This window comes from Rhodococcus sp. Leaf247, assembly GCF_001426185.1.
In the GTDB taxonomy this organism is placed as follows: domain Bacteria; phylum Actinomycetota; class Actinomycetes; order Mycobacteriales; family Mycobacteriaceae; genus Rhodococcoides.
In genome coordinates, this window is record NZ_LMRP01000001.1 from 334734 (window position 1) to 358232 (window position 23499).

Here is a 23499-nt window from a genome sequence, read left to right on the forward strand (position 1 = left end):
GTGAGACCCGTTCGCGAACAGAACGTCTCCAGCTTCCTCGTCGACTGCATGACGATGACGCAGCGCAACCTGCTGACCATCCTGCGCGTGCCGCAGTTGCTTCTCGGCGCCACCATCCAACCGCTGATGTTCGTCCTGCTCTTCAGCTACGTGTTCGGCGGAGCACTCGGCGGAGCGACGTACCGCGAGTTCCTGATGGGCGGCATCTTCACCCAGACAGTGGTGTTCAGCGCCGCGTTCACCGCCATCGGTCTGGCGACGGACAGCAAGGAAGGCATCGTCGACCGCTTCCACTCGCTCCCCATGTCCCGGTTGTCAATAGTGCTCGGTCGCACGCTGTCGGACATGTTGGTCTCCGTGGTCAGCATCGCCGTCATGATCGGCGCGGGTTACGCCGTGGGCTGGCGCATCCGGGGCAGCGCTCTCGACGCAGTGGGCGCCGTCCTGCTGCTGATGTTCTTCGGCTTCGCCATGTCGTGGATCGGCGCGGTCGTCGGATCGGTCGCCAGCACTGCCGAAAGTGCGCAGAGCGCGCTGATGATCATCCTGTTCCCGATCACGTTCATCTCGTCGGCGTTCGTTCCGTCGTCGACACTGCCCGGTCCCCTCCGCGCCGTGGCGCAATGGAACCCGATCACGTCGGTCGCGCGCTCGACCCGTGAGTCGTTCGGCAATCCCACCGCACCGTCCATCGCCATCCGGGAGCCGATCAACTGGGCGTCGAACCACCCGATGCTGTACTCGATCCTGTTCTCGCTGATGGTGCTGGCGATCTTCGTGCCGCTGACACTGCGCGTGACCCAGTCGCGCGAAGGCTAGTCGGTACCCAACGGGTCGATCGACACGGCGAGCCACACCACCGCGCTGCCGACCGCAGCGAGGGACACCGTGTCGAATGCACGAGACCGCACGGCGAGTATTCCGACACGTTCGCTACCGAGACACAGTCGGCACGCGGCGGCGATCAGCGTGGCGAAACCGAAGACGAACGCACCTCGACGCCATCTGTCGGCAAGTACCAGGACCACCGCGACGACGATGACGACCACAACGGCGATCACGGGGATGCTGCGTCGCAGCATGTCCCGCGCCGGTCGCCGCGACGAGGCGCTCATGACAGGGTCGACTCCGAGGCGGCCAGCAGACGCTCTGCGCGCTCGACCACATTGCTCAGCAGGAACGCACGGGTCAGGGGTCCGACACCACCGGGATTCGGCGACAGGAAGCCGGCGACCTCGTCGACACCGTCGGCCACGTCGCCCTTCAGCCCGTCGTCGGTGCGTGAGACGCCGACGTCGATGACCGCGGCACCGGGCTTGACCATGTCCGGCGTGATCAGTCCGACGACGCCGGCACCGGCGACGACGATGTCCGCGCGCCGCACCTCGGTGGCCAGGTCACGGGTGCCGGTGTGGCACAGCGTCACGGTGGCGTTCTCGGAGCGCCGGGTGAGGATGAGTCCGAGGGGGCGACCGACGGTGACGCCGCGGCCGACGACGACCACATGGGCACCGGCGATGGGCACGTCGTAGCGACGCAGCAGGTGCACGATGCCGCGGGGAGTGCACGGGAGGGTGGAGTCCTCGCCCAGGACCAGCCGGCCGAGGTTGACGGGATGCAGGCCGTCGGCGTCCTTCTCGGGGTTCACGCGTTCGAGGGCGCGGTTCTCGTCCAGGTGCTTGGGCAGCGGGAGCTGCACGATGTAGCCGGTGCAGGCCGGGTCTGCGTTCAGCCCGTCGATGACGGCGTCGAGCTCGTCGCTGGACACGTCCGCCGGGAGGTCGCGCCGGATGGAGGCGATGCCCACCTTGGCGCAGTCGTTGTGCTTGCCGCGCACGTAGGCAGCGGAGCCCGGATCGTCACCGACCAGCACCGTCCCCAAGCCGGGGGTGATCCCACGCTCGCGCAGTGCGGTGACCCGCGCGGTCAGGTCGACGAAGATCTCGTCGCGGGTGAGTTTGCCGTCCAGTCTCGTTGCGGTCACGCCGACAAGTTTCCCACGCTCCGCGGCGCCGGTGGGACATGGCAGGCTGAACGGGTGTTCCGTCTGATGTTCCACGAGCCCCGAATCCCCCAGAACACCGGCAACGCGATCCGACTCGTCGCCGGTACCGGGTGCGAACTGCACCTGGTCGAGCCACTGGGATTCGACCTGTCCGAACCCAAGCTCCGTCGAGCGGGTCTGGATTACCACGACCTGGCGTCGGTGACGGTGCATGCGAATCTCGAGGCCGCGTGGGAGTCGCTCGCACCCGAGCGTGTGTTCGCCTTCACCGCACACGCCACCACGTCCTACGCGTCGGTGTCCTACCGGGCCGGGGACGTTCTGCTGTTCGGGCCGGAACCCACCGGTCTGGCACCGGAAGTTCTCGCCGACCCCCATGTCACCGATCGTCTGCGCATTCCGATGCTCGCCGGGCGCCGCTCGATGAACATCACCAACGCCGCATCCGTCGTCGTCTACGAGGCGTGGCGTCAGTGCGACTTCGAGGGCAGCGTCTGACCTTCCCGGGCGGTCGAGTGGATCAGCGGAAGTCGCGGGAGCGCAGCAGCACTCGCAGGTCCAGCGTCTCGAGCTTGTCGGCCACCAGCGTCACGACGCCCTCGGCGTTCTGCACGATGCCCCGGATGAACAGGGCCTGTGACAACTGCGCCGCCGAGCGGTACTTCTGCCACAGTCCCACCGAACACACCACGTTGATCATCCCCGTCTCGTCCTCGAGGTTGATGAACGTGACGCCCGCCGCGGTGGCCGGACGTTGGCGGTGGGTGACCGCGCCGGCCACGAGCACCCGGTCACCGTCCGCGACGGCCATCAAACCGTCGGCGGGGACGACGTCCATCTCGTCGAGCCGCTCGCGCAGGAACTGGGTCGGGTAGCTGTCGGGCGAGACACCGGTGGCCCAGATGTCCGCGGCGGCCAACTCCCACGCGCTCATGCCCGGCAGCGACGGAGCCCGGGTGGACGCACCGAGCGCCGGGAGTCGGTCGGGCCGTTCGGCTGCGGCGGCGCCGGCGGCCCACAGCGCTTCCCGACGGGTGACGCCGAAGCATGCCAATGCACCGGCGGTGGCCAGCGACTCCGCTTGCGTGACGGTCAGTTCCACACGTCCGGTGAGATCGAGCAGAGACGTGAACTGCCCGCCGGACTCCCGCGCCGCCACGATCTTCTCGGCCAACGCCGTCCCGATGGACCGCACGTCGGACAGCCCGAGGCGCACCTCGGTGCCGTCGTTCTCGACCGTGGCATGGGCGAGACTGGCACGGACGTCGGGCCCGTGCACCAGGACACCGTGCCGTCGAGCGTCGGCCACCAACGATTGCGGCGAGTAGAAACCCATCGGCTGAGCGCGGAGCAGCCCGGCACAGAACGCCGCCGGGTGATGCAACTTGAACCACGACGAGTAGAAGACCAGCGACGCGAAGCTCTGCGAATGACTCTCGGGGAAGCCGAAATTGGCGAAGGCGTAGAGCTTGTCGAAGATGCGGTCGGCTTTGACGCCGGTGATGCCGTGCAGGTCGCGCATCCCGTCGTAGAAGCGTTGCCGCATGCGGTCCATCTTCTCCGGACTGCGCTTGGACCCCATGGCCCGACGCAGTTGGTCCGCCTCGGTGGCCGAGAACCCCGCAACGTCGACGGCCATCTGCATCAGTTGCTCCTGGAACAGCGGGACACCCAGTGTGCGTTCGAGAGCACGTTCGAGCGACGGGTGGTCGAACGTCACGGGCTCGAGTCCGTTGCGGCGCCGGACGTAGGGATGCACCGAATGTCCCTGGATGGGACCGGGTCTGATGAGGGCGACCTCGACGACCAGGTCGTAGAACTCCCGCGGCTTCAGGCGAGGGAGCGTCGCCATCTGGGCCCGCGACTCCACCTGGAAGACACCGACGGAATCGGCGCGCTGCAGCATCTCGTAGACCGCGGCCTCGCCGAGGTCGAGTTCGGCGAGGTCGACGTGCAGTCCCTTGTGCTCCTTCACCAGGTCGATCATGTAGTGCAGCGCCGAGAGCATGCCGAGTCCCAGCATGTCGAACTTCACGAGTCCCACTGCGGCACAGTCGTCCTTGTCCCACTGCAGCACGGTGCGGTTCTCCATGCGCGCCCACTCGACGGGGCACACGTCGGCGATCGGCCGATCGCAGATCACCATGCCGCCGGAGTGGATGCCGAGATGCCGTGGGAAGTTCTCGATCTGCGCGGCGAGTTCGAGCACCGGGAGCGGGATGGTGGTCTCGCGGGCCTCGGCGGACAGGTCGCGGCCCGGCACGCCGGACCAGCGGGTGATCTGCTTGCTCCACGCGTCCTGCTGCCCTTGCGATGCACCCAGCGCTCGGGCCATGTCCCGCACGGAGGACTTGCCGCGATAGGTGATCACGTTGGCCACCTGCGCCGCGTACCCGCGCCCGTACTTGGCGTAGACGTGCTGGATGGCTTCTTCACGACGGTCGGACTCGATGTCCACGTCGATGTCGGGTGGGCCGTCGCGCTCGACGGAGAGGAAACGTTCGAACAGCAACCCGTTGCGCACGGGGTCGACGTTGGTGATGCCGATGGCGTAGCAGACCGCCGAGTTGGCCGCGGATCCTCGCCCCTGACACAGAATGTCGGCGCGTTTGCAGAAGTCGACGATGTCGTGGACCACCAGGAAGTACCCGGGGAAATCCAACTCGGTGATGACGGTGAGTTCGCGGTCGATCTGGGCGTAGGCCGCTGGTTCGTCCTCGCGTCGACCGTAGCGTCGCTCGGCACCGCGCATCGTCAACTCGTGGAGCCACGTGATCTCGGTGTGGCCCTCCGGCACGTCGAACGGCGGCAGCTGCGGCGCGATGAGGTGCAGGTCGAACGCGCACTCCTCCCCCAGTGCCGCGGCATGGGACACGGCGGTGGGATACGCCGAGAACAGCTGCGCCATTTCCGCGCCGGAGCGCAGGTGCGTCCCACCCAGCGGCGGAAGCCAGCCCGACGCGTCGTCGAGACTGCGGCGCGAGCGCACCGCCGCCATCGCCATGGCCAGTCGCCGACGGCCGGGCCGCGCGAAGTGCGCCGACGTGGTGGCGATGACGGGCAGCGACAACCGCTGGGCCAATTCCGCGAGGACGTCGTTGCGGTCGTCGTCCTCCGCGATTCCCTGACGGGTCAGCTCCACCGTGACCCGATCCCGACCGAACCTGTCGACGAGTTCCCGTAGTGCCTGCTCTGCCGCCGCCGGTCCGCTCTCGGTCAGCGAACGCCGCACACTGCCCTTCCTGCACCCCGTCAGGATCTGCCAGTGCCCGCCCGCTGCGTCGGCCAAAGCATCGATGTCGTAGCGCGGACGCCCCTTCTCGCCCCCGGCGAGATGCGCGGTGGCGATCTCCCGGGAGAGCCGTCGGTAGCCTTCCTGCCCGCGAGCGAGTACCAGCAGATGAGTTCCGTCCGGATCGGCTGCGCCGGTGCGTGATTCGGTCGGCATACCCGTCTCCCCCAGGGAGAGCTCGGAGCCGAACACCGTCTTCATGTCCAGCTCGCGCGCCGCTTCGGCGAAGCGCACGACGCCGTACATGCCGTCGTGGTCGGTCAGCGCGATGGCGTCGAGACCCAGCCGGACGGCCTCCTCGACCATCTCCTCCGGCTGGGAGGCTCCGTCGAGAAAGCTGAACGACGAATGCGCGTGCAACTCGGCGTAGGGAACAGTGTTCTTCGGGCGTACCACCGCGCCTTCGTACGGATCCCGCTTCCGCGACCAGGCCGGACTGTCACCGCCGTCGCCCGCGGCCAGTGGATCGATGACACGGGGCTTTCCCGAGAGCAGCCGCTCCATCTCGGTCCAGCTGGGCGGTCCGTCGTTCCATCCCATGACGCACCCTCATTAGTTCGAACGTATGTTCCCATTGGACCACCACGTCCGCCCCGGCGGCAAGTCGACGAAACCGTGGTCCGGCCCGGAACCGCACCCTCACGGGGACGTCCGGTACGAAAGGTGCCGAATGGTCCGCTTCCGTTGCACACTTACCGCGGAAGCGACCATCGACGACGACAAGGACATGCCGTGCGAATGCTCACCCGCACCATTCTCGGCGCAGCAGCCGTGATCCCTCTGGCCCTCGCCACCCCCGGTCTCGCAGCCGCGGCGGAACCCACCGACGTCACGTACGCGTTCGCTGTCGACGGCACGTCCGTTACCGACACCATCACCTCCGCTGCAGACGGCACCCTCAGCTGCGCCACGTCGTTGGCACCCGCACCGGACGGTGTTCTGCCGCCGCTGGAGGACATTCTCGGACCCGGTCAGACCCTCTACGACAGCGGCGACATCGAACCCGGCACGTCGACCCAGACGGTGTCCGACGTGCCTCCCGGCTCGTACGTCGTGCTGGCCACCTGCGCGCTCCGCGACGGCGACGCGACCGAGGCGATGTGGGTGTCCGACTACCCCGGCTTCGCGGAGTACATGGCCACGGTGTTGCCCTGGACCGTGTACACGGTCCAGCAGGCGTCGACGGTGATCACGGTGCCGGAGGCAGCACCGGAACCGGCTTTCCCGTCGCTCGACGACCTTGCGGAGGCCTTCGGCAGCTGACCGTTCTCCGGGTTTGAGAACCGGACTAATCGGGCAATTTGCTGCGATGTTCCCCTCTGCTTCTCCGACGCTCACCGACGACCATGCGCCTACAGCCACCGTCTTCGCGCCGTCCCCGCTGCTGACCATCACCGTGGACACAGCTCCCAACGGCGACCAGGAACTGCACATCCATGCCGGTGGCCAGGGACATTGGATCGCCCGCATGGCCACCAACCTCGGCATGGACGTGACGCTCACGGGCGCGTTCGGTGGCGAGAGCGGTGGAGTGCTGCGCGACCTGATCCACCGCGAGGGCATCACCGTGCGGGCCATCGACATCGGCCACGAGTCCGGTTCCTACATCCATGATCGACGCGACGGTGAGCGCACCGAGGTCGCGACCGTCGATCCCCCGCACCTGCCGCGTCACGCTCTCGACGACCTGTACGGCATCACGCTCGAATGCGGCGCGTCGTCCGACATCGTCCTGCTCGGTGGACCGCACACCGAATCCGTCGTCCCTGCCGACTTCTACCGTCGACTCGCCTCGGATTTCCGGTCACTGGGCAAGCCCGTCGTGGCCGATCTGTCCGGCCCCACGATGACGGCAGCGCTGCAGGGTGGCCTGACCGTGCTGAAGATGAGCCACGAGGACCTGATCGAGGACGGCCGCGCCGACTCCGACGACCCGGATGCCCTGATCGACGCGATGCGGGCACTGCACGACGAGGGCGCCGACACCGTCGTCCTGTCCCGAGCCGCCGATCCGGCGCTCGCGCTGGTCGACGGAGTCGTCCTCGAAGTGGTGACGCCGGGCCTCGAGCAGACCGATCACCACGGCGCCGGCGACTCGATGAGCGCCGGCATCGCCACCGCATTGGCCCGCGGGAAGTCGATGGAGGAAGCGCTGCGGCTGGGCGGTGCAGCGGGAACGGCGAACGTGACCCGCAAGGGATTGGGTACAGGACAGCTGGGGCTGGTCGAGACTCTCACCGCCGCGGTGGACGTCAGACCCTTCCGGCCCTGATTACTCACCGCAGGAGGACATCGACGTGCTCGCACTCATCACCAACGACGACGGCATCGACAGCCACGGCATCGCGGTTCTCGCCCGGGTGGCCGTCGACGCCGGACTCGACGTCGTGGTCGCCGCACCTCACGAGGAACGCAGCGGCGCCAGTGCCTCGCTGTCGGCGCTGCAGAACCGTGACCAGCTCGTCTTCTCGCGTGCCGCCGTCGCCGATCTCGATGTCGACGCCTACGCGGTGCAGGCGTCGCCGGCCATGATCGCCTTCGTGGCGACGCGCGGCGCCTTCGGTCCGCGCCCTGATGTCGTGCTGTCCGGCATCAACCACGGACCCAACACCGGGTCGGCCGTCCTGCATTCGGGAACCGTCGGCGCCGCTCTGACGGCGCTCACCCACGGCGTTCCGTCGATGGCCTTCTCACTGGCGGGCCTGGACACCGCTTCGCTCGCAGCGCCGGCGGACATCCACGACAGGGTGGCGCACGAGGCGAGGACCGACGTGACGACCTGGGACACCGCGCGGCTGGTGGCGCGGCAGACACTCGAGTGGTTCCTGGAGCATCGGTCCTCCGAGTGGGTGCTCAACGTCAACATCCCGCCGGTCCCCCCGTCGGACCTCCGCGGCGTCCGGTCGGCAGAGCTCGCCGCCTTCGGCGCGGTCCAGGCCGAGATCGGTGAGAAGGACGACGAATTCGTGACCGTGCGTTTCGACGCCATCGCGGCAGCCGACGACGACGAGAGCGACGCCGGCCTGGTCGCGCGGGGGTGGGCGACGGTCACGGCGCTACGCCCGCCGTCTGCGGTCGAGGTGGACACCGCGTCCCTCACGCAGGCTCGGTGAGTCCAGAACCACACGCCGGTCGAGCGCTCCCACAGAGTTTCCTCGAGAACAATCACTAGGGTTTGTCTGACGTCGACGACCGATCGGCACGACCACATAGGGGATTTTCTGTGACTCGCTGGGCTTCGTTCGTGGTGTCGCGGGCACGGTGGGTCCTGACCGCCGCGATCGTCATCGTTCTGGCAGGCGCCACGTGGGGACTCGGGGTCTTCGGCAGCCTCAGCCAGGGCGGATACGAGGATCCCGGCAGCGAGGCTGTACAGGTCGCTCGGCAGATCCAGGGCCTGGGAACCGCGGCGCCGGACATCATCGTCATCTACTCAGCGCCCGACGGCCGCACGCTCGACGACATCGGCGCGGACGTCACGCCGGTGCTCGACGCGTTCCGGGCGGAGGTGGGTCCGAACGACATCACCTCCTACTGGACGGCCGGACCGGTGCAGAAGCCGTTCCTGGAGAGCAAGGACGGCACGAAGGGACTCGCGACCGTCACCCTCGGCGACGCCAGCGGCATCACCGTCGCGTCGTTCTCGGAGTTGCTCCCCAAGCTGGAGGTCGCCGGCATCGACACGCAATTCGCGGGCGCCTCCGTCGCCGGCGTCTCCTTCAACACCCAGCTCCAGGAAGACTTGGTCCGCGCCGAGATCATCGCCATCCCGATCACGCTGATTCTTCTGGTCGTCATCTTCGGCGGCGTCGTGGCCGCCGCAGTCCCCGTGATCGTGGGAGCGCTGTCGGTGGCCGGCGCGCTGACAGTCCTGCGCATCTTCACCACGTTCACCGAGATCAGTTCCTTCGCCGTCAACGTCGCCAGCCTGCTGGGTCTCGGACTCGCCATCGACTACGGCCTCTTCATCGTCAGCAGGTTCCGCGAGGAACTCAGGGGCGGAGCCACGTCCCACGAGGCCGCACGGCGCACGATGCTCACCGCCGGGCGCACCATCGTCTTCTCCGGTCTGCTGCTCATCTGCGCCTTCGCGGGGATGCTCGTCTTCCCGCAAGCCATCATCCGATCCCTCGGCTTCGGCGCGATGGCGGCCGTCGGATGTGCGGCTCTGCTGTCGTTGACGGCTGTACCGGCCGTCCTGGCCATGCTGGGTCACCGCATCAATGCCATCACCTGGTCGAGGACCGCCTCGGATCGCGGAGATGCACGCGCACACAAGTTCTGGGGCGGGGTCGTCACGAAGGTGATGAAGCGCCCCATCACTGTCGCCACCCTGATCATCGTCGGCCTGCTGGTCGTTGCCGCACCGCTGGTCAAGGCCCAGTTGGGCGAGGTGTCCTACACCGCGCTGCCCGCCGACGATCCCGCGCGTATCGCGTTCGAGACCCTGTCCTCCGACTTCAGCAGCACCGGCGACAGCGCCACCATCGTGTTGGACGGAGAGTCGGCGCGGCCGGACGGCCCCGCCATCAACGCGGTCACGACGGCTGCGCGCGCGGTGAGCGGGATCGCCAACGTCCAGTTCGGCACGGCCAGCGGCGACTTCGTGGTCATCAACGCGACCTTCTCCTCGGACGTGTCCCAGGAAGCGCAACAGGATGTGGTGCAGCAACTCCGCGCGATCCAGGCACCCGCCGGAACCGACCTGACGGTGGGCGGAGCAGCGGCCCTGGTCCTGGACGGCAACAACGCGATCGTGAGCTGGCTGCCGGTGATGCTCACCATCATGGTGGTGTCGACGCTGATCCTGCTGTTCCTGGCGTTCGGCTCCGTGGTGCTGCCGATCAAGGCAGTCGCGATGGCGGGACTGAGCATGGCGGCGACGTTCGGAGCTCTGACGTTCATCTTCCAGGAGGGTCACGGGGCGGGCCTGCTCGGCGTCACACCGGCACCGCTGGAGGCGACCTTCGTGGTTCTCATCCTCGCTGTCGTGTTCGGGCTGTCCACCGACTACGAGGTGTTCCTGATGTCCCGCATGGTGGAGGCCCGCACCGCCGGCGCCACCACCGAGGAAGCGGTGCTGATCGGCGCCCAGCGGACCGGACGCATCGTGACCGCGGCAGCGTTGATCCTGATCATCGTGACGGGGGCGTTCTCGATGTCCGGACTGTCCATCATGCGATTCCTGGGTGTCGGCATGATTCTGGCGTTGATCATCGACGCCACGATCATCCGTATGCTGCTGGTCCCGTCGCTGGTCAAGCTCATGGGAGAGGCCAACTGGTGGGCACCGGCGTGGATGAAGAAGGTGCACGAAAAAGTCGGCATCGGTCACTGATACCGCCGGTACTTACTCCGCGGTAAGGTCCGCGCATGAGTTCTTACGTGGTCACCGGTGGCACAGGATTCCTCGGCCGGGCCGTAGTGCGCCGACTGGTCGAACGCGACGCCGACGCTGTGGTCCACGTTCTCGTGCGACCGACCTCGGAACACCGCCTGAGCGGGGTCGCGGAGTCCTCCGGTCACCGCGTTCGCCCGCTGATCGGCGATCTCGAGCGACCCGGCCTCGGCATCGACGAGTCGGCACTGTCCGCTCTGACAGCGGTCGACCACGTGATCCACCTCGGCGCGATCTACGACCTGACCGCCGGCGAGGAACAGGAGTCGACCAACGTGCAGGGAACGGCCGCTGTCGCCGAACTCGCTCGGTCACTCGGCGCCACCCTGCACCACGTGTCGTCCATCGCGGTCGCGGGCGACTTCCGGGGCACGTTCACCGAGGACGACTTCGACCGCGGACAAGGCTTTCCGACGCCGTATCACCGCACGAAATTCGAAGCGGAGAAAGTCGTCCGGGAGACGCCGGGCCTGACATGGCGGGTCTATCGGCCGGCCGCAGTCGTCGGCGATTCGAGGACGGGCGAGATCGACAAGATCGACGGCCCGTACTACCTGTTCCGGCTGATCTCGCTGCTGGCCGAGCTACCGTCGCTGCTCCCGATGACGGTGCCGGCTCTGGGCGCGACGAACATCGTCCCCGTCGACTACGTCGCCGATGCGCTCGTCGCCCTGGTACACACACCGGGTCTCGACGGTCGCGCCTTCCACCTGGTCAACCCCCGCCCGCAGCCGATGCGCGAGGTCTACTCGGCTCTGGCCGACGCCGCCGGCGCTCCTCGTGCCGTCGGCAGCATCCCCGGTGCCGTCGTCACGCCGTTGTTGCGCTCGACCAACAAGCACGTTGCGGCCGCACGGGATTCGGTGTTCGAGAACTACGACATCCCCCCTGTCATGGCGGAGCATCTGACGTTGCCGACGCAGTTCGACTCCACCCGCACGCGGGAGGCTCTGGGCAAGAACATGATCGAGGTTCCGCCACTACGGGACTACGCGCCCGCTCTCTGGTCGTACTGGCGCGCGCACCTCGACCCCTATCGCGCTCGTCGCGACGATCCGGCCGGACCGCTGGTGGGGCGTCACGTCGTGATCACCGGCGGATCGTCGGGCATCGGCAAGGCGTCGGCATTCGCGGCGGCCCGCAAGGGCGCACGGGTCATCCTCGTCGCCCGCGACGGCGACAAGCTGACGACGGTGGTGGACGAGATCCGCGCCACGGGTGCGGAGGCGCACGGCTACGTCTGCGACATCACCGACGACGCGTCGGTGGCAGAGACGGTGCCCGCCATCCTGGCCGACCACGGCCACGTCGACATGCTTATCAACAATGCCGGACGATCCATCCGGCGCTCGCTCACGCTCTCGACCGACCGGCTGCACGACTTCGAGCGCACCATGGCGGTCAACTACTTCGGCGCTCTGCGCCTGATCCTGGCGCTGCTCCCCCACATGAGGGAACGCAAGTTCGGCCACGTGGTCAACATCAGCAGTGCATCGGTGCAGAGCCACCCGCCGCGCTTCGCGGCGTACGTCGCGAGCAAGTCTGCGCTCGACGCGTTCACCTCCGTCGCCGCCTCCGAAACTCTCGCCGACGGCATCTCCTTCACCACCATCCACATGCCGCTGGTGGACACCCCGATGATCGCGCCGACGGGCAACAAGAACGTCAACAAGGTCGAGACACCCGAGAAGGCCGCGGCGATGGTCATGCGCGCCCTGATCGAGAAGCCGAAGCGCATCGACGTCCCCACCGGCACTGCCGCCGAATGGGGCAACCTGCTGATGCCACGCTCGAAGGACCGTGTCCTGGCGTCGTACTACAAGGCGTACCCGGACAGCGCGGCGGCGAAGGGCAGCACGGACACCAGTTCGTGGTCGTCCGGTCCACGGGCGCCGAAGAAGGCCGGACGCGAGTTCCGCCTTCCCCGCGCGATCCGTCGCGCCGGACGATGGGTACCCGGCGCGAGCTGGTGAATGTCACGTTCCGCCCCGTCGCCTCGTCCTTCCCTCTGATGGGTTCCATCAGGCGCCCTCATGACGGAAGGATGGGGCCATGCGAATTGCGGTTGCGGGCGGAACGGGTGCGGCGGGGCGACTGGTGGTCGATCGCCTACGGACACTGGGCCACACCCCGGTAGTCCTGGCACGGTCCGTCGGTATCGACCTCACTCGGCCGACCCCGGAACTCGACGACGCGCTGGCCGGTGTCGACGCGGTGATCGACGCCTCCAACGTCACGACGATGTCCGCAAGCAAGTCCGAAGCCTTCTTCGGCGCCGTCACCACGACACTGCTCCGCGCCGGGGAACGTGCTGGAATCGGCCACCACGTGGCGCTGTCGATCGTGGGATGTGATCGAGTCGACTACGGCTACTACGCTGGTAAGCGCCTGCAGGAGAAACTGGTTCGGGAGTCCGCGGTGCCGTGGACCATCCTGCGGGCCACCCAGTTCCACGAGTTCACCGATCAGGCTCTGGCGATGACTCCCGGCCCGATCGCGATGATCCCGACGATGCGGAGTCAGCCCGTCAGTGTCGCGGAGGTCGCCGCGCATATTGTCGACCTCGCAGTCGCGCAACCACTCTCGGCCGTTGTCGAATTCGCGGGACCCCAGCCGGAGTACCAACCCGATCTGGCCCGCCGGGTGCTCCGCGCACGAGGATCACGGCGACTGGTCGTTCCTCTGCGACTTCCGGGTGCCGGTGGCCGCGGCATGGCGAACGGTGGCCTGCTCCCGGCGCCGGGTGGGCCGCAGGGGGTGGAGACCTTCGAGCAATGGCTCGATCGCGACGTCGCGCCTTCCCGGTGACCGTCACCGAGGAGTACGTCCGGATACGGCCCCGACTGGTCCGGATCGCCTACGCCGTCCTGGGTTCGCACGCCGACGCCGAGGATGTCGTCTCGGACTGCTGGCCGAAACTGATGGCCGCCGACGCGTCGTCACCGATTCTCGACGTCGAAGCGTGGGCGGTCGTCGCCGTGTCCAGAGCCGCCCTCGACGTGCTGCGCTCTGCACGTGTTCGGCGAGAAACATACGTCGGCCCGTGGCTGCCCGAACCGCTGGTCGACTCGGTCGACGCGACCTCCGACCGCGTCACTCTGGACGAGTCCGTACGCTTCGCCCTCCTGGTCGTGCTGGAAGCGTTGTCGCCCGCGGAGCGCACGTCATGGGTCCTGCACGACCTGTTCGGAGTTCCGTTCGACGAGGTGGCCCGCATCGTCGGGAGGACGCCGACGTCTGTGCGGCAGTTGGCGTCCCGCGCACGACGTCACGTCGCGGACGGGAAGTCCCGCTTCGACGTCCCCGCCGATCTGCATGCGGACGCGGTCCGTGCCTTCACGCGCGCCGCCGGCACCGGCGTCCTGGCCGACCTGCTGACGACGCTGGATCCCGATGTCGTCCTGATCAGCGACGGCGGCGGAGCCGTCTCGGCAGCACGTCGGCCGGTGACGGGCGCCGATCACGTGGCGCGCTTCCTCCTGGGTATCGCCGCGAAGGTCGGCGACTCCCTTCGGCTGCACCCGTGCCGAGTGAACGGACGCAACGGTCTCACGTTGTCGGTCGGCGACGTCCTGGTCGGGGTGGTGTCCTTCGACGTGTCGGCGAGCGGTCGGGTGAACCGCATCGACATGATCCGCTCACCCGACAAGCTCGCCCTCGTCGATGCCGCCGTGTGGCAGGACTGACGGTCAGTCGCCGACCGGAGCCAACACCGTCAGTACAGGAGCGGCGACGACGATGGATCCCAGCTCGCTCTTGCCCTCCGGCGTCTGACGGAACGCCCGATAGGCGGCGTCGGCCTCGGCGCTCGCCCACTTCTCGACGATCACGATGTGGGCGGGATCCTTCACGTCAGCGGTGACCTCGACGCCGAGGCAGCCCTCGAAGGCGCGCGTCGCGACGAGGGTCTCGTCGATGATCCGGAGGGATTCCTCCAGGCGCGCGGGGTCGAGACGCAGGTCGAGCAGTGCAGTGATAGCCACGATGTAGTCCTTCAGGGTCGGGAACGGTTCCGACCCAGTCGACCACGGGGGGCGTCAGCCCCAGTTGGCGGCATCGGTCAAGCAGAACGGATGGCCCGCCGGATCCCTGAGCACTCGCCACGTCTCCCCCGGCTGAGGGTCGACGGGAGCTGCACCCAGCTCGATCGCACGAGCCTCGGCGGCGTGAATGTCGTCGACCGCGACGTCGAAGTGGAACTGCTTGCTGCCGTTTTCGTTCGGCCACGCCGGCGGCCGGTAGTGATCGACCTTGCCGAAGCCGAGTGCCGCTCCACCGTCCGGTCCGGCCAACATGGCGTAGTTCTCGCCGTCCCCCATCACCTGTGTCCAGCCGAGGAACGCGGACCAGAATTCCGCCACCGGTGCCACCTCGGCGCAGTCGAGCGTCATCATCGCGAGTCGTGTCGTCATGACCGCAATCGTCGTCCACCGTTCGTCGTCCGGATTGGACAAACGCGTCACCGCACCTGCCTATGCTTCGTGACGTGTCGGACGACCGCGATCTCTCGCTCGAGCGTGGAGAAGCGCGCGCTCGTGCCGGCATTCTCCACCCGTCACGCGCCGTCGAGCGCATCGACGTCGGCCGAGTGGGACCGTCGCCGGTGATCTCCGGATTCGTCGACTACATCTGGTCCGTGGTCTGGAACTGCCCGGAACCCCATGTGCAAGAGGTGGTTCCGCGGCCGGTCATCCACCTCACCGCGGAAGTGCACGACGGCCGTCCACGCCTGTTGGTCAACGGTGTCATGCGGAAACGCTTCGAACGACGCCTCACCGGGCAGGGGCGCACCGTCGCGGCGGCGTTCCGGCCCGGCGGATTCCGGCCCTTCCTCGGCAGCGGAGTCCGTGATCTCACCGACCGGATCGTTCCCGTGGGCGAGGTGACCGGTTTTCCTGCACGCGGAGTGGACGACGCCGAGGTGGCCGCTCGCCTCCTCGATCCCTCCGTCGACACCGCCACGGCCGCGCACATCCTCGATCGTTGGCTCGTCGAGCGGTGCCCACCGCCGGACCCCGTCGCATCCGAGATCGCTCGGCTGGTCGAGCTGGCCGAGGCGGATCCGTCGATCACGCGCGCCGACCATCTCGCCGCACTGTCCGGCGTCGGTCTGCGCACGCTGCAGCGTCAGTTCACCGAGTACGTCGGCGTCGGACCGAAATGGGTCGTGCAGCGGTTCCGCCTGCTCGACGTCGCCGCGGCGGCGCACGCGGGCGGACCGGTCGACTGGGCGGCGCTGGCTGCAGAGCTCGGGTACTCGGATCAGAGCCACCTGATCCGCGCGTTCACGGCGCTGGTGGGACGCCCGCCGGCGTCCTACGCCTCCTGCGTGTGAGCCTCACGCGCATCGTCGACCAGGCGGTGAATGCGGTGCGCCACTTCGTCGAGTTGATCGACTATGTCGCGACGCAGCTGATCGACGGCCTCCGGGTCGAGCGGTACCGTTGCTCGGCCCGGCTCGCCGAGTTCGATCAGTAGCTCGATGTTGGTACGCAACGCCGTCAACGGGGCGAGCAGTTCACGGCCCGCGTCGACGATGAGGTGGTTCTGCGCTTGCCGTGAGCGCGTCAGCGCGGCCAGCATGTCGTTGAAGCGATCGGCGAGATGCGCCAACTCGTCGTCTCCCGCGACGTCGACGGGGCTCAGATCTCCCGTTTCGGTGATGCGTCTGGTGGCGCGGGTCAGTCGACCCACCGGTCGTAGTCCCGTCATCGCGACGAGGTACCCCGCCATCCCGGCCACGATCACCAGCGCCCCACCGACCGTGACGAAGATGACGAGCAGACCCGACAGCACCCCCGACAGCGAGTCGTACGACTCGGCGACCAGCACGGTCGACCCACTGGGCGCCTTCTCGATGGCCACGGCGTAGCCGTTCAGATCCGTGACGATGCGGTCGGTCTCGCCCGAGACCACCGACGCGACGGGTGCCTCGAGCACCCCGTCCGAGGTGGCGAACGGTTCGAAGGTGCCGGTGGCGGAGTAGACGTCACCGGCGGCGCTGACCACACCGACGCGCAGAAAGCTCCGGCTGGCGCCCGTGCCGGCGGCGAACCCGAAGGCAGCGGGCGAGAGGCCCGAGGAGTCGCTCTCGATCAGCTTGTCGGCGTCACGACCGACGCGATCGGAGAGCTGGGTGCGCAACGCGTCCTCGGTGACCATGTAGATCACGACCGAACAGATCGCCACTGCCAGTGCCGCGACACTGACCGTCAGCAGGCGGATGCGGCTGCGCAGAGACAGTGCCGTTGCCGGACGGGGGGTGCGCATCCCTCGAAGATAACCGCACCGTCCACCCGGTGTCGGTCTGTCGGCGTCAGCGTCGGGACAACCGCCCCGCGACCGCCCGGAACCAGAACGGCACGAACTCGGTCGTCATGTAGATCAGCGGCCCGACCGTTCCGGTCCACTTGACGATGCTCAGCGCGCTGGACACCCTGGCAGTGGTGTCGGTGATGCGGTCGACGTCCTCGTGGATGTAGAGGTTGACGACGTTCTCGGTGATGTCCGCCGTCGCCGCGAGGGCCGGCGCGGCCACGAGTACGCGGCGCAGCAGCGGGGACACGGGCACCAGTTCCGCCAATCGCACTGCGCCCATGCGCAGCGCCTTGGCGTAGAGCACGGGGTGGTGGAAGTTGGCGTGGTACCCGTTGGTGAGCTCTCGCGCAGCCCGCGGGCTCATGTTCTCGACGACCGACCGGTACCGAGCGCCCGACGGGCACACCTGGAGCTGCGCGTAGGCGGCCCCGCCCTGCCCGGTCGTGCGGATGAGGCTGAGCTCGGACACTGCGTACATGGAGGCCCACGCCGCCAGTGCTGCGTCTCGCCGTGTCGGAGTGAACTTCTCGGGGCTCGTCATGGCGACGACCGTAGCGACGGCGGTGCCCCGCTCGGGGTGAAGTCGACAAGGTCTGGACCGCGTCACAGCGATCGACCGCCCGTGTCATTCCGCGGCGAGAAACGGCCCGACGGCGGCATCGAAGTCGTCCGCGCGATCGCGGTGCACACTGTGCCCGCTGTCCACGGCGACGACGCGGCTCCGCGCCAGCCGTGCGGTCATCGCGGCGAGCCGTGTCCGGTCCACCATCCCGGTCGGCCCTCCCACGACGAGCAGGACGTCGGCATCGATGTCTTGCAACGCTTCCCACCACCGCGCGTCGGGTGCACGGAACTGCGCCAACGCCGACGACGTCATCGAACGGTCGAACGCCAGGACAGCGCGCGGATGACGGATCGCACTGGTCGTGGCGTGCAGCAGTTCGCGGGCGGAGGGGAACTTGGTGGCGATCGACGGTGCAGCGTCGCCCGGCCGGATCGGCAGCGGTGCTTCCTCGACGACCAGCTTGCGCACGACGGCCGGTCTCCGCTGCGCCACCAGCGTCGCGGCATGGCCGCCGAGCGAATGCCCGACGATGTCGACGCGCGACAGGGACAGGTGGTCGATCAGCGCTTCGATGTCACGGCCGAACTCCTCGAAGAGGTAGCTCGGGGCGCGGCCACTGCGGCCGTGCCCGCGAAGATCCGGTACCACGACGCGTCGACCCCGACGAATCAGTGTGCGGGCGAACGTGTTCCACGTACCGCCGTCGCCGCCCATGCCGTGCACCAGGACGACGGGAACGCCCAGTACATCCTCGCCACCGGAATCCCGGTAGTGCAGCAGTACCCCGTCAACGTCCACCACACCGTCGGTCATGTTCATAGACCGTCCACGCTACTGGTCGTGAAGCATGGGCACCGAGGGACGCTCCTCGCGCCCGAGCAGGACCCCGCGTGTCACTGCCGACGATCCGAACTTCCGGTGCACGCCGTCCAGCGCGTTGTCCAGGGCCGTTCGGTCGATCGTCGGATGCTCGTCCTCGACGGGACCGAACGGCAGTTCCAGTTGGTGCGCCGCGCCGTCCTCCAGATTGGACACAGCAACGCCGACCAGAGTCAGACCCTGCATGGTGATCGTCGACATCGATGCTGCGAGCAGTGATCGAGCTGCAGTGAGAACGAGGTGGGTGTCCGCGGTCGCGCGTGTCAGGGTGGTCGATCGCGTCGCGCGGGTGAAGTCGTCGAAGCGCAGACGCAGCGTGACGGTGCGTCCGGCTCGGTCTCCCTTACGCATCCGATAGGTGACGCGGTCGACCAAGGCGACCAGAGCCGCGTCGATGTCCGCCGGGTCCTTGTGCCGACGCCCCAGAGCATGCTGAGCTCCGACGGAACGACGACTTCTCCCGGTGCTGACTCGGCGGGCGTCGATGCCGTGGGACAGTGCGTGCAGATGACTCCCTGCAGCCGTCCCCAGGACGGATGCCAGTGCGCCCGGATGGTGCGCGGCCAACTCTCCGATCGTGCGGATTCCCTGAGCGTGCAACTTGTCCGCGGTGACCCGGCCGACTCCCCACATCCGCTCCACGGGCAGTGGGTGCAGGAACTCGAGTTCGCGGTCGGGCGGGACCTCCAGCAGACCGTCGGGTTTGGCGACGGCACTGGCGATCTTCGCCAGGAATTTCGTGCGCGCCACCCCTACCGTGATGGGGAGTCCGACGTCCTCGGCGACGGTGCGGCGCAGGTCGCGGGCGATGTCGGACGGGGATCCCGACAGTCGCGCGAGGCCGGTGACGTCGAGAAAGGCCTCGTCGATGGAGATGCCCTCGACGAGCGGGGTGACGTTCTCGAACACCGCGAAGACGTCCTTGCTCGCCTGCGAGTACGCCCCCATCCGGGGCGGCACCACCACGGCCTGCGGACACAGCGCACGGGCCTGACGCCCACCCATCGCGGTCTTGACCCCGTACGCCTTGGCCTCGTAACTGGCGGCGAGGACGACTCCGCCGCCGACGATGACCGGCCGCCCGCGCAACGACGGGTCGTCGCGCTGTTCGACGGAGGAATAGAAGGAGTCCAGGTCCGCATGCAGGATCGTCGCCTCGCCGACCCTCTCGCGTGCCCGTTCCGCCGTCATTCGTAGATCCCTTCCACGAACCAGCGTCCACCGTCGTGCAACACCAGGAGCGCCCGGGTGTCCTCGAGCAGCACCTGCGCCCGCGCAACCTGTCGAGCCGTCGACGTCGCACCCAGATCCCACCACCGCTCGTCCGCCGCCCACGGACCCGCCCACCCGTGCAGAGTCCAACTGCGAGAACCCCAGTCGACCCGCGTGGGCACACGGTCGAACATGCCGCGCTCGGTGACCTGCACCGCGATTCCCGACGCGTCGGACACCGTGATCTCCGGACGCGTCGGCATCAGTGCCGACGGCGACGGCGACGGGAGTCGGCCCGGCCACGGCGCGGTGGGGTCGGCGTCGGGAATCGGCTCGTCACCCCACGGAAGCATCGTCACGCGCTCCCCCGGCCCGCGACCACCACTGAGAACACCCACCTGCACGGCGTCGCCGCCCAGCAGGCCTTGAACGCGCACCAGAGCGCGTCGGGCGCGCTCGTCCTCGTCGCCGACACCGCCCCACAACCCCAACTGCAGCGCCCCCGCCGACACCACCTCCACCGGCTCGAGACGCAGCACCACGATGCCGGCGGTGGGCTTGTTCGCGGCGCGGCCGGTGAGCCACCCGTCCAGCTGCCACCGCACTCGATCCGCGGTGCCTTCCGGAGTCAGCGGCTCGGCACACCGCCACGTGCGCGAGAGGTGCTCGCCGTTGGCGGTGCTGGCCTGCACCAGCAACCGGGTACACGCCACCGCGGCTGCCGACAGAGTGACGTGCAGTTTCTCTGCCAGGGCGCGGCCGGCGAAGGCTGCGGCGTCGACACGATCGATCGGTGGATCGCAGAGGTACTCGACATCGAGGTCGGGCGGAAGCACGCGTGCCGACGGTGGACGTTCCGGCTCACCTCGCGCGCTGCGGTGAGCGAGGACTGCGTCGGTGCCGAAGCGCGAAGCGACGTCCACGGGCGACAGCGCGCCGAAGTCTCCGACGGTGCGCAGTCCGAGCCGGATCAGCAGATCCACCAGCTCGATCCGGTCCGGAGCGGCGAGAGACGGCTCGGCGGACAGCTCGGACACCGGGAGCGGCGCGAGGAACTGTGCACCGCTGCCCCGCGGAACGACGGCGCCGTGACGCGCCGCGATCACCGCGGTGCTCACCTCGTCGGCAATTCCCACCTGGCACTCGACGCCGACCGCGGCGACCGTGTCCACGAGCCTCTCCGCCGCGGCCTCCTCGGACCCGAAGTACCGCGCCGCACCGCGCGCCGACAGCAGCAGGAGCCCGGGACGCAGCACCTCGATGCCGGGCACCACCTCGTCCACCGCGGATGCGACCGGTTCGAACAGTCGAGCATCACGATCCGGATCGGCCCGTGCCACATACAGTTCCGGGCATCGGGCCTGCGATTCCCGTCGGCGCGCACCGCGGCGGACGCCCTCGGTCCGCGCCGTCGCCGAACAGGCGACGACCCGGTTCGCCGACACGACGGCCACCGGGGCCGACGCCGGAATGTCGGCTGCGGCCGCCGCTGCCACGGCGGGCCAGTCGGGGCACCACACCGCCAGGACTCGGCTGCGCCGAGCGGCAGCAGGGCTGGTCATGACGGCAGGGCTTCGAGAACAGGATCGGCCTTCGTTCCCCACTCGACGCCGGAACCCGTCGACGTCAGCGTCAACCGGCCACGGCGTGGACGCGACGCGCGGGCCTGGACCTCGACACCGAGATGTACCGCGCGCACCCGGCCGTGTCCCGTGCGGGCACCCGACCCGAGCCCGTCGTAGCCGTCGATCCGGGCCTCGAGCCGCAACTCGGCCCCGTCCCATCGACCGTCGGTGACGATCAGCGTCGCACCCTTGTTGCGGGCACGGGCGACCACGGCACGAGCCCGCGACGGCGGAACCGCGCTGCCACCCAGCCCGAGCACCACCAGGTCGATACCGTCGAGCAGGACGGCCGCGACCTCCACCGGATCGGGTCCGGGATCCGGAACCAGCGCCACGCGGTGCAGTTGCGCACCCATCTCCGACGCGGCCAGCAGACCCAGCCGAGGCAAGCCGATGACGGCGGCGTGTCGACCGGACCCGGTGACCGCGGCGAGGATGCCCAGCAGGAGCGACCCCGCTCCCGACACCGACACCACCGACCCGCGCGCCAGACCGCCCTCGGGGAGCAGCGCCGACAACGCTGCCGGCACCGGGAGCACGGGACGCACACGCCTCGGGGCAGGCTCGCGTTCAGGGGCAGCGGCCGTGGCGGTGAGGCTGACCGGCTGAGCGGGAGTCGGGTGCGCCGAAGCCGACGGCGGTGTCGAGTGGATACGACGTCGCAGCATCTCGATACGCTCGCTGCGGGACAGGCCCTCGAGACCTTCGAAATCAACGGAAACAGGCATACGCACTCCCAGGTCGGGACAATCGAGACCCCGGGGGAAGACCGAGAATTCGAACATACTTTCGAACGAACTCCAGTAAAGCCCCTGCCGGTTCACACGTCAAGACGCCTGGAAACCTGCAGGTGACAGCCCCGACCATCGCTTAGTCGACGTGTCCGATAACCTCGAACATCGTGACGGACCAAGAGCAGCCCAACGGAGCGGTGGCCGGCTCCCGGCGTGCGCGACCGGTCATCGGACCCGACTACCTTCTCGCCGGGCGTTACCGTCTGGACTCCAAGCTCGGTGGCGGCGGAATGGGTGCCGTCTGGCTGGCCGGGGACACTCTCCTGAGCCGCAAGGTGGCCGTCAAACAGGCCACCTCCACCGTCGACCTCTCGCCCGACGAGGCTCGCGAGATCCGTGAACGCGCCATGCGCGAAGGCCGCATGGCCGCCCAGCTGAACAACCCGCACGCGATCGCCATGCACGACGTCGCCCTCGACAGCGGTGAGCCGTGGCTGATCATGGAGTACCTGCCTGCCCGCAGCCTCGCGATGGCACTCAACATCGCCGAGACACTTCCCCCGGACGAGGTCATCCAGATCGGCGCGCAGATCGCCGATGCGCTGACCGCCGCACACGCCGCCGGCATCGTCCATCGCGACATCAAGCCCGGCAACATTCTCGTCGCCGACCGCGGCAGCGCGCTGGGCATGGTCAAGATCAGTGACTTCGGCATCTCCCGCGCGAAGACCGACACGCACGAGGAGAACAGCGCCGTCATCACGGGCACCCCCGCCTACTTCGCGCCGGAAGTGGCGCGAGGCGGTGACCCCACCGAGGCCAGCGACGTCTTCTCCCTGGGCGCCACGCTGTACACGGCGACGGAGGGACAGCCGCCCTTCGGCGTCGACGCGGACTCCATCGCCCTCCTGCACCGCGTCGCGGGCGGACGCATCATCCCGCCGCGCAAGAGCGGGACGATGACGGCGACTCTGTTGCACATGCTCGAACCCGACCCGGCTCGTCGGCCCACGATGGCCGAGGTGCGCACCCGCTTCGTCACCCTCGCCGTCGGCAAGAACGGCAGTGCCACCTCCGTGATCAACCAGCCGTTGCGCGCCGCCGACGGTCAGGTTCCGTTCTGGGCTCTGCGGGGCTCACGGGTTCCGGGCACCTCGCGTCGCGGCGAACGCATCCACGGCCGCACCATGACCGGACTTCCGGCTGCCGACACCGCCACACCGCTCGACCGCGTTCCGCGTCCCACCGCAGCGTCGCCCACCGATCCCGCCGCCCCGACTCCGCGCCCGACGTACTCGCCGCCCGCCTTCGAGACGAAGGCGCCGAAGAAGGTCACTCCGCCCGCCGGTCTGCCCCTCTACCTGGCGATCGGCGGCGTCGTCCTGCTCCTGCTGATCGTGCTCGTCCTCGTCCTGTAGCTTTCACCCCCGTCCCCCGCGAGTACGTCGAAAATGTCGTGATCCGCTGTCCA

22 protein-coding genes are annotated in these 23499 nt (G+C 68.5%); 11 read left to right on the forward strand and 11 right to left on the reverse strand.

Annotation, left to right across the window (positions count from 1 at the left end; translation table 11 throughout):
* Positions 1-819 (forward strand): ABC transporter permease, encoded by an 819-nt coding sequence (locus tag ASG64_RS01475; protein WP_235579454.1) that lies wholly within the window; start codon positions 1-3, stop codon positions 817-819.
* Here ASG64_RS01475 and ASG64_RS01480 read toward each other — a convergent pair.
* Positions 816-1115 carry a DUF3017 domain-containing protein gene (locus ASG64_RS01480; RefSeq protein ID WP_056069387.1) on the reverse strand — a complete coding sequence of 100 codons (300 nt, stop codon included), beginning with the start codon at positions 1113-1115 and terminating at the stop codon, positions 816-818. The genes ASG64_RS01475 and ASG64_RS01480 overlap by 4 nt on opposite strands.
* A complete protein-coding gene (locus tag ASG64_RS01485; RefSeq protein ID WP_056069390.1) occupies positions 1112-1984 on the reverse strand; it encodes a bifunctional methylenetetrahydrofolate dehydrogenase/methenyltetrahydrofolate cyclohydrolase in 873 nt (290 codons plus the stop codon). The genes ASG64_RS01480 and ASG64_RS01485 overlap by 4 nt, the downstream gene beginning before the upstream one ends.
* A 54-nt stretch (positions 1985-2038) precedes the next feature.
* Between ASG64_RS01485 and ASG64_RS01490 the strand changes: the two genes are divergently transcribed.
* Entirely contained in the window at positions 2039-2503 is a 465-nt protein-coding gene (locus ASG64_RS01490; protein WP_042573120.1) for a tRNA (cytidine(34)-2'-O)-methyltransferase, read from the forward strand.
* Between the two features lie 22 nt (positions 2504-2525).
* Here the strand turns inward: ASG64_RS01490 and ASG64_RS01495 are convergent, their stop codons facing one another.
* Positions 2526-5837, reverse strand: coding sequence for an error-prone DNA polymerase (locus ASG64_RS01495; RefSeq protein WP_056069392.1), 3312 nt, complete (start codon positions 5835-5837; stop codon positions 2526-2528).
* 198 nt (positions 5838-6035) lie between these two features.
* Between ASG64_RS01495 and ASG64_RS01500 the strand changes: the two genes are divergently transcribed.
* The 7 genes from ASG64_RS01500 to sigJ all read left to right on the forward strand — a co-directional run bounded on the left by ASG64_RS01500 (position 6036) and on the right by sigJ (position 14381).
* Complete coding sequence (locus ASG64_RS01500; RefSeq protein WP_442971124.1) at positions 6036-6560, forward strand: hypothetical protein; 525 nt, start codon at positions 6036-6038, stop codon at positions 6558-6560.
* A 46-nt stretch (positions 6561-6606) separates the two neighbouring features.
* Positions 6607-7569: a 1-phosphofructokinase family hexose kinase gene (locus tag ASG64_RS01505; RefSeq protein WP_056069398.1), complete on the forward strand. Its 963-nt coding sequence runs from the start codon at positions 6607-6609 to the stop codon at positions 7567-7569.
* A gap of 25 nt (positions 7570-7594) precedes the next feature.
* On the forward strand, positions 7595-8410 hold the full coding sequence (gene surE, locus ASG64_RS01510; RefSeq protein ID WP_056069401.1) for a 5'/3'-nucleotidase SurE: 816 nt from the start codon (positions 7595-7597) through the stop codon (positions 8408-8410).
* 110 nt (positions 8411-8520) lie between these two features.
* The gene (locus tag ASG64_RS01515) at positions 8521-10635 is read left to right on the forward strand and encodes an MMPL family transporter (protein WP_042573115.1); all 2115 of its coding nucleotides are present in this window, start codon (positions 8521-8523) and stop codon (positions 10633-10635) included.
* A 35-nt stretch (positions 10636-10670) separates the two neighbouring features.
* Positions 10671-12668: an SDR family oxidoreductase gene (locus ASG64_RS01520; RefSeq protein ID WP_056069404.1), complete on the forward strand. Its 1998-nt coding sequence runs from the start codon at positions 10671-10673 to the stop codon at positions 12666-12668.
* 79 nt (positions 12669-12747) lie between these two features.
* Positions 12748-13503 (forward strand): SDR family oxidoreductase, encoded by a 756-nt coding sequence (locus ASG64_RS01525; RefSeq protein WP_056069408.1) that lies wholly within the window; start codon positions 12748-12750, stop codon positions 13501-13503.
* On the forward strand, positions 13470-14381 hold the full coding sequence (gene sigJ, locus ASG64_RS01530; protein ID WP_056069411.1) for an RNA polymerase sigma factor SigJ: 912 nt from the start codon (positions 13470-13472) through the stop codon (positions 14379-14381). Before ASG64_RS01525 ends, sigJ begins: the two co-directional genes overlap by 34 nt.
* A gap of 3 nt (positions 14382-14384) precedes the next feature.
* Here the strand turns inward: sigJ and ASG64_RS01535 are convergent, their stop codons facing one another.
* Both ASG64_RS01535 and ASG64_RS01540 read right to left on the reverse strand, forming a co-directional pair.
* Positions 14385-14678 (reverse strand): putative quinol monooxygenase, encoded by a 294-nt coding sequence (locus ASG64_RS01535; protein WP_042573111.1) that lies wholly within the window; start codon positions 14676-14678, stop codon positions 14385-14387.
* Between the two features lie 54 nt (positions 14679-14732).
* Positions 14733-15107, reverse strand: coding sequence for a VOC family protein (locus tag ASG64_RS01540; protein WP_056072449.1), 375 nt, complete (start codon positions 15105-15107; stop codon positions 14733-14735).
* Positions 15108-15181: 74 nt separating this feature from the next.
* On the opposite strand from ASG64_RS01540, the gene ASG64_RS01545 reads away from it, so the two are divergent.
* Entirely contained in the window at positions 15182-16030 is an 849-nt protein-coding gene (locus ASG64_RS01545; protein ID WP_231568585.1) for a helix-turn-helix domain-containing protein, read from the forward strand.
* On the opposite strand, the gene ASG64_RS01550 is transcribed toward ASG64_RS01545, so the two are convergent.
* From ASG64_RS01550 to ASG64_RS01575, 6 genes are all read right to left on the reverse strand, one after another.
* On the reverse strand, positions 16012-16965 hold the full coding sequence (locus ASG64_RS01550; protein ID WP_042573110.1) for a HAMP domain-containing protein: 954 nt from the start codon (positions 16963-16965) through the stop codon (positions 16012-16014). The two genes, ASG64_RS01545 and ASG64_RS01550, sit on opposite strands and share 19 nt — an antisense overlap.
* A 46-nt stretch (positions 16966-17011) precedes the next feature.
* Positions 17012-17554, reverse strand: a complete 543-nt coding sequence (locus ASG64_RS01555) for a hypothetical protein (protein WP_042573109.1) — start codon at positions 17552-17554, stop codon at positions 17012-17014.
* Between the two features lie 84 nt (positions 17555-17638).
* A complete protein-coding gene (locus tag ASG64_RS01560; RefSeq protein ID WP_042573108.1) occupies positions 17639-18397 on the reverse strand; it encodes an alpha/beta fold hydrolase in 759 nt (252 codons plus the stop codon).
* 12 nt (positions 18398-18409) lie between these two features.
* Positions 18410-19648, reverse strand: a complete 1239-nt coding sequence (gene dinB / locus ASG64_RS01565; protein ID WP_056069414.1) for a DNA polymerase IV — start codon at positions 19646-19648, stop codon at positions 18410-18412.
* Positions 19645-21231, reverse strand: coding sequence for a DNA polymerase Y family protein (locus tag ASG64_RS01570; protein ID WP_042573106.1), 1587 nt, complete (start codon positions 21229-21231; stop codon positions 19645-19647). The genes dinB and ASG64_RS01570 overlap by 4 nt, the downstream gene beginning before the upstream one ends.
* A complete protein-coding gene (locus ASG64_RS01575; protein ID WP_156388230.1) occupies positions 21228-22022 on the reverse strand; it encodes a hypothetical protein in 795 nt (264 codons plus the stop codon). Before ASG64_RS01575 ends, ASG64_RS01570 begins: the two co-directional genes overlap by 4 nt.
* A 173-nt stretch (positions 22023-22195) precedes the next feature.
* On the opposite strand from ASG64_RS01575, the gene ASG64_RS01580 reads away from it, so the two are divergent.
* Positions 22196-23446, forward strand: a complete 1251-nt coding sequence (locus tag ASG64_RS01580; RefSeq protein WP_231568584.1) for a serine/threonine-protein kinase — start codon at positions 22196-22198, stop codon at positions 23444-23446.
* Positions 23447-23499: the final 53 nt, after the last annotated feature.

Bases quoted from the DNA above. Each gene is read 5' to 3' on its own strand.
- ASG64_RS01480 (WP_056069387.1), bottom strand. From the start codon at position 1,115: ATGAGCGCCTCGTCGCGGCGACCGGCGCGGGACATGCTGCGACGCAGC.
- ASG64_RS01495 (WP_056069392.1), bottom strand. From the start codon at position 5,837: ATGGGATGGAACGACGGACCGCCCAGCTGGACCGAGATGGAGCGGCTG.
- ASG64_RS01500 (WP_442971124.1), top strand. From the start codon at position 6,036: ATGCTCACCCGCACCATTCTCGGCGCAGCAGCCGTGATCCCTCTGGCC.
- ASG64_RS01505 (WP_056069398.1), top strand. From the start codon at position 6,607: ATGTTCCCCTCTGCTTCTCCGACGCTCACCGACGACCATGCGCCTACA.
- ASG64_RS01520 (WP_056069404.1), top strand. From the start codon at position 10,671: ATGAGTTCTTACGTGGTCACCGGTGGCACAGGATTCCTCGGCCGGGCC.
- ASG64_RS01525 (WP_056069408.1), top strand. From the start codon at position 12,748: ATGCGAATTGCGGTTGCGGGCGGAACGGGTGCGGCGGGGCGACTGGTG.
- sigJ (WP_056069411.1), top strand. From the start codon at position 13,470: ATGGCTCGATCGCGACGTCGCGCCTTCCCGGTGACCGTCACCGAGGAG.
- ASG64_RS01540 (WP_056072449.1), bottom strand. From the start codon at position 15,107: ATGACGACACGACTCGCGATGATGACGCTCGACTGCGCCGAGGTGGCA.
- ASG64_RS01550 (WP_042573110.1), bottom strand. From the start codon at position 16,965: ATGCGCACCCCCCGTCCGGCAACGGCACTGTCTCTGCGCAGCCGCATC.
- ASG64_RS01555 (WP_042573109.1), bottom strand. From the start codon at position 17,554: ATGACGAGCCCCGAGAAGTTCACTCCGACACGGCGAGACGCAGCACTG.
- ASG64_RS01560 (WP_042573108.1), bottom strand. From the start codon at position 18,397: ATGAACATGACCGACGGTGTGGTGGACGTTGACGGGGTACTGCTGCAC.
- dinB (WP_056069414.1), bottom strand. From the start codon at position 19,648: ATGACGGCGGAACGGGCACGCGAGAGGGTCGGCGAGGCGACGATCCTG.
- ASG64_RS01570 (WP_042573106.1), bottom strand. From the start codon at position 21,231: ATGACCAGCCCTGCTGCCGCTCGGCGCAGCCGAGTCCTGGCGGTGTGG.
- ASG64_RS01575 (WP_156388230.1), bottom strand. From the start codon at position 22,022: ATGCCTGTTTCCGTTGATTTCGAAGGTCTCGAGGGCCTGTCCCGCAGC.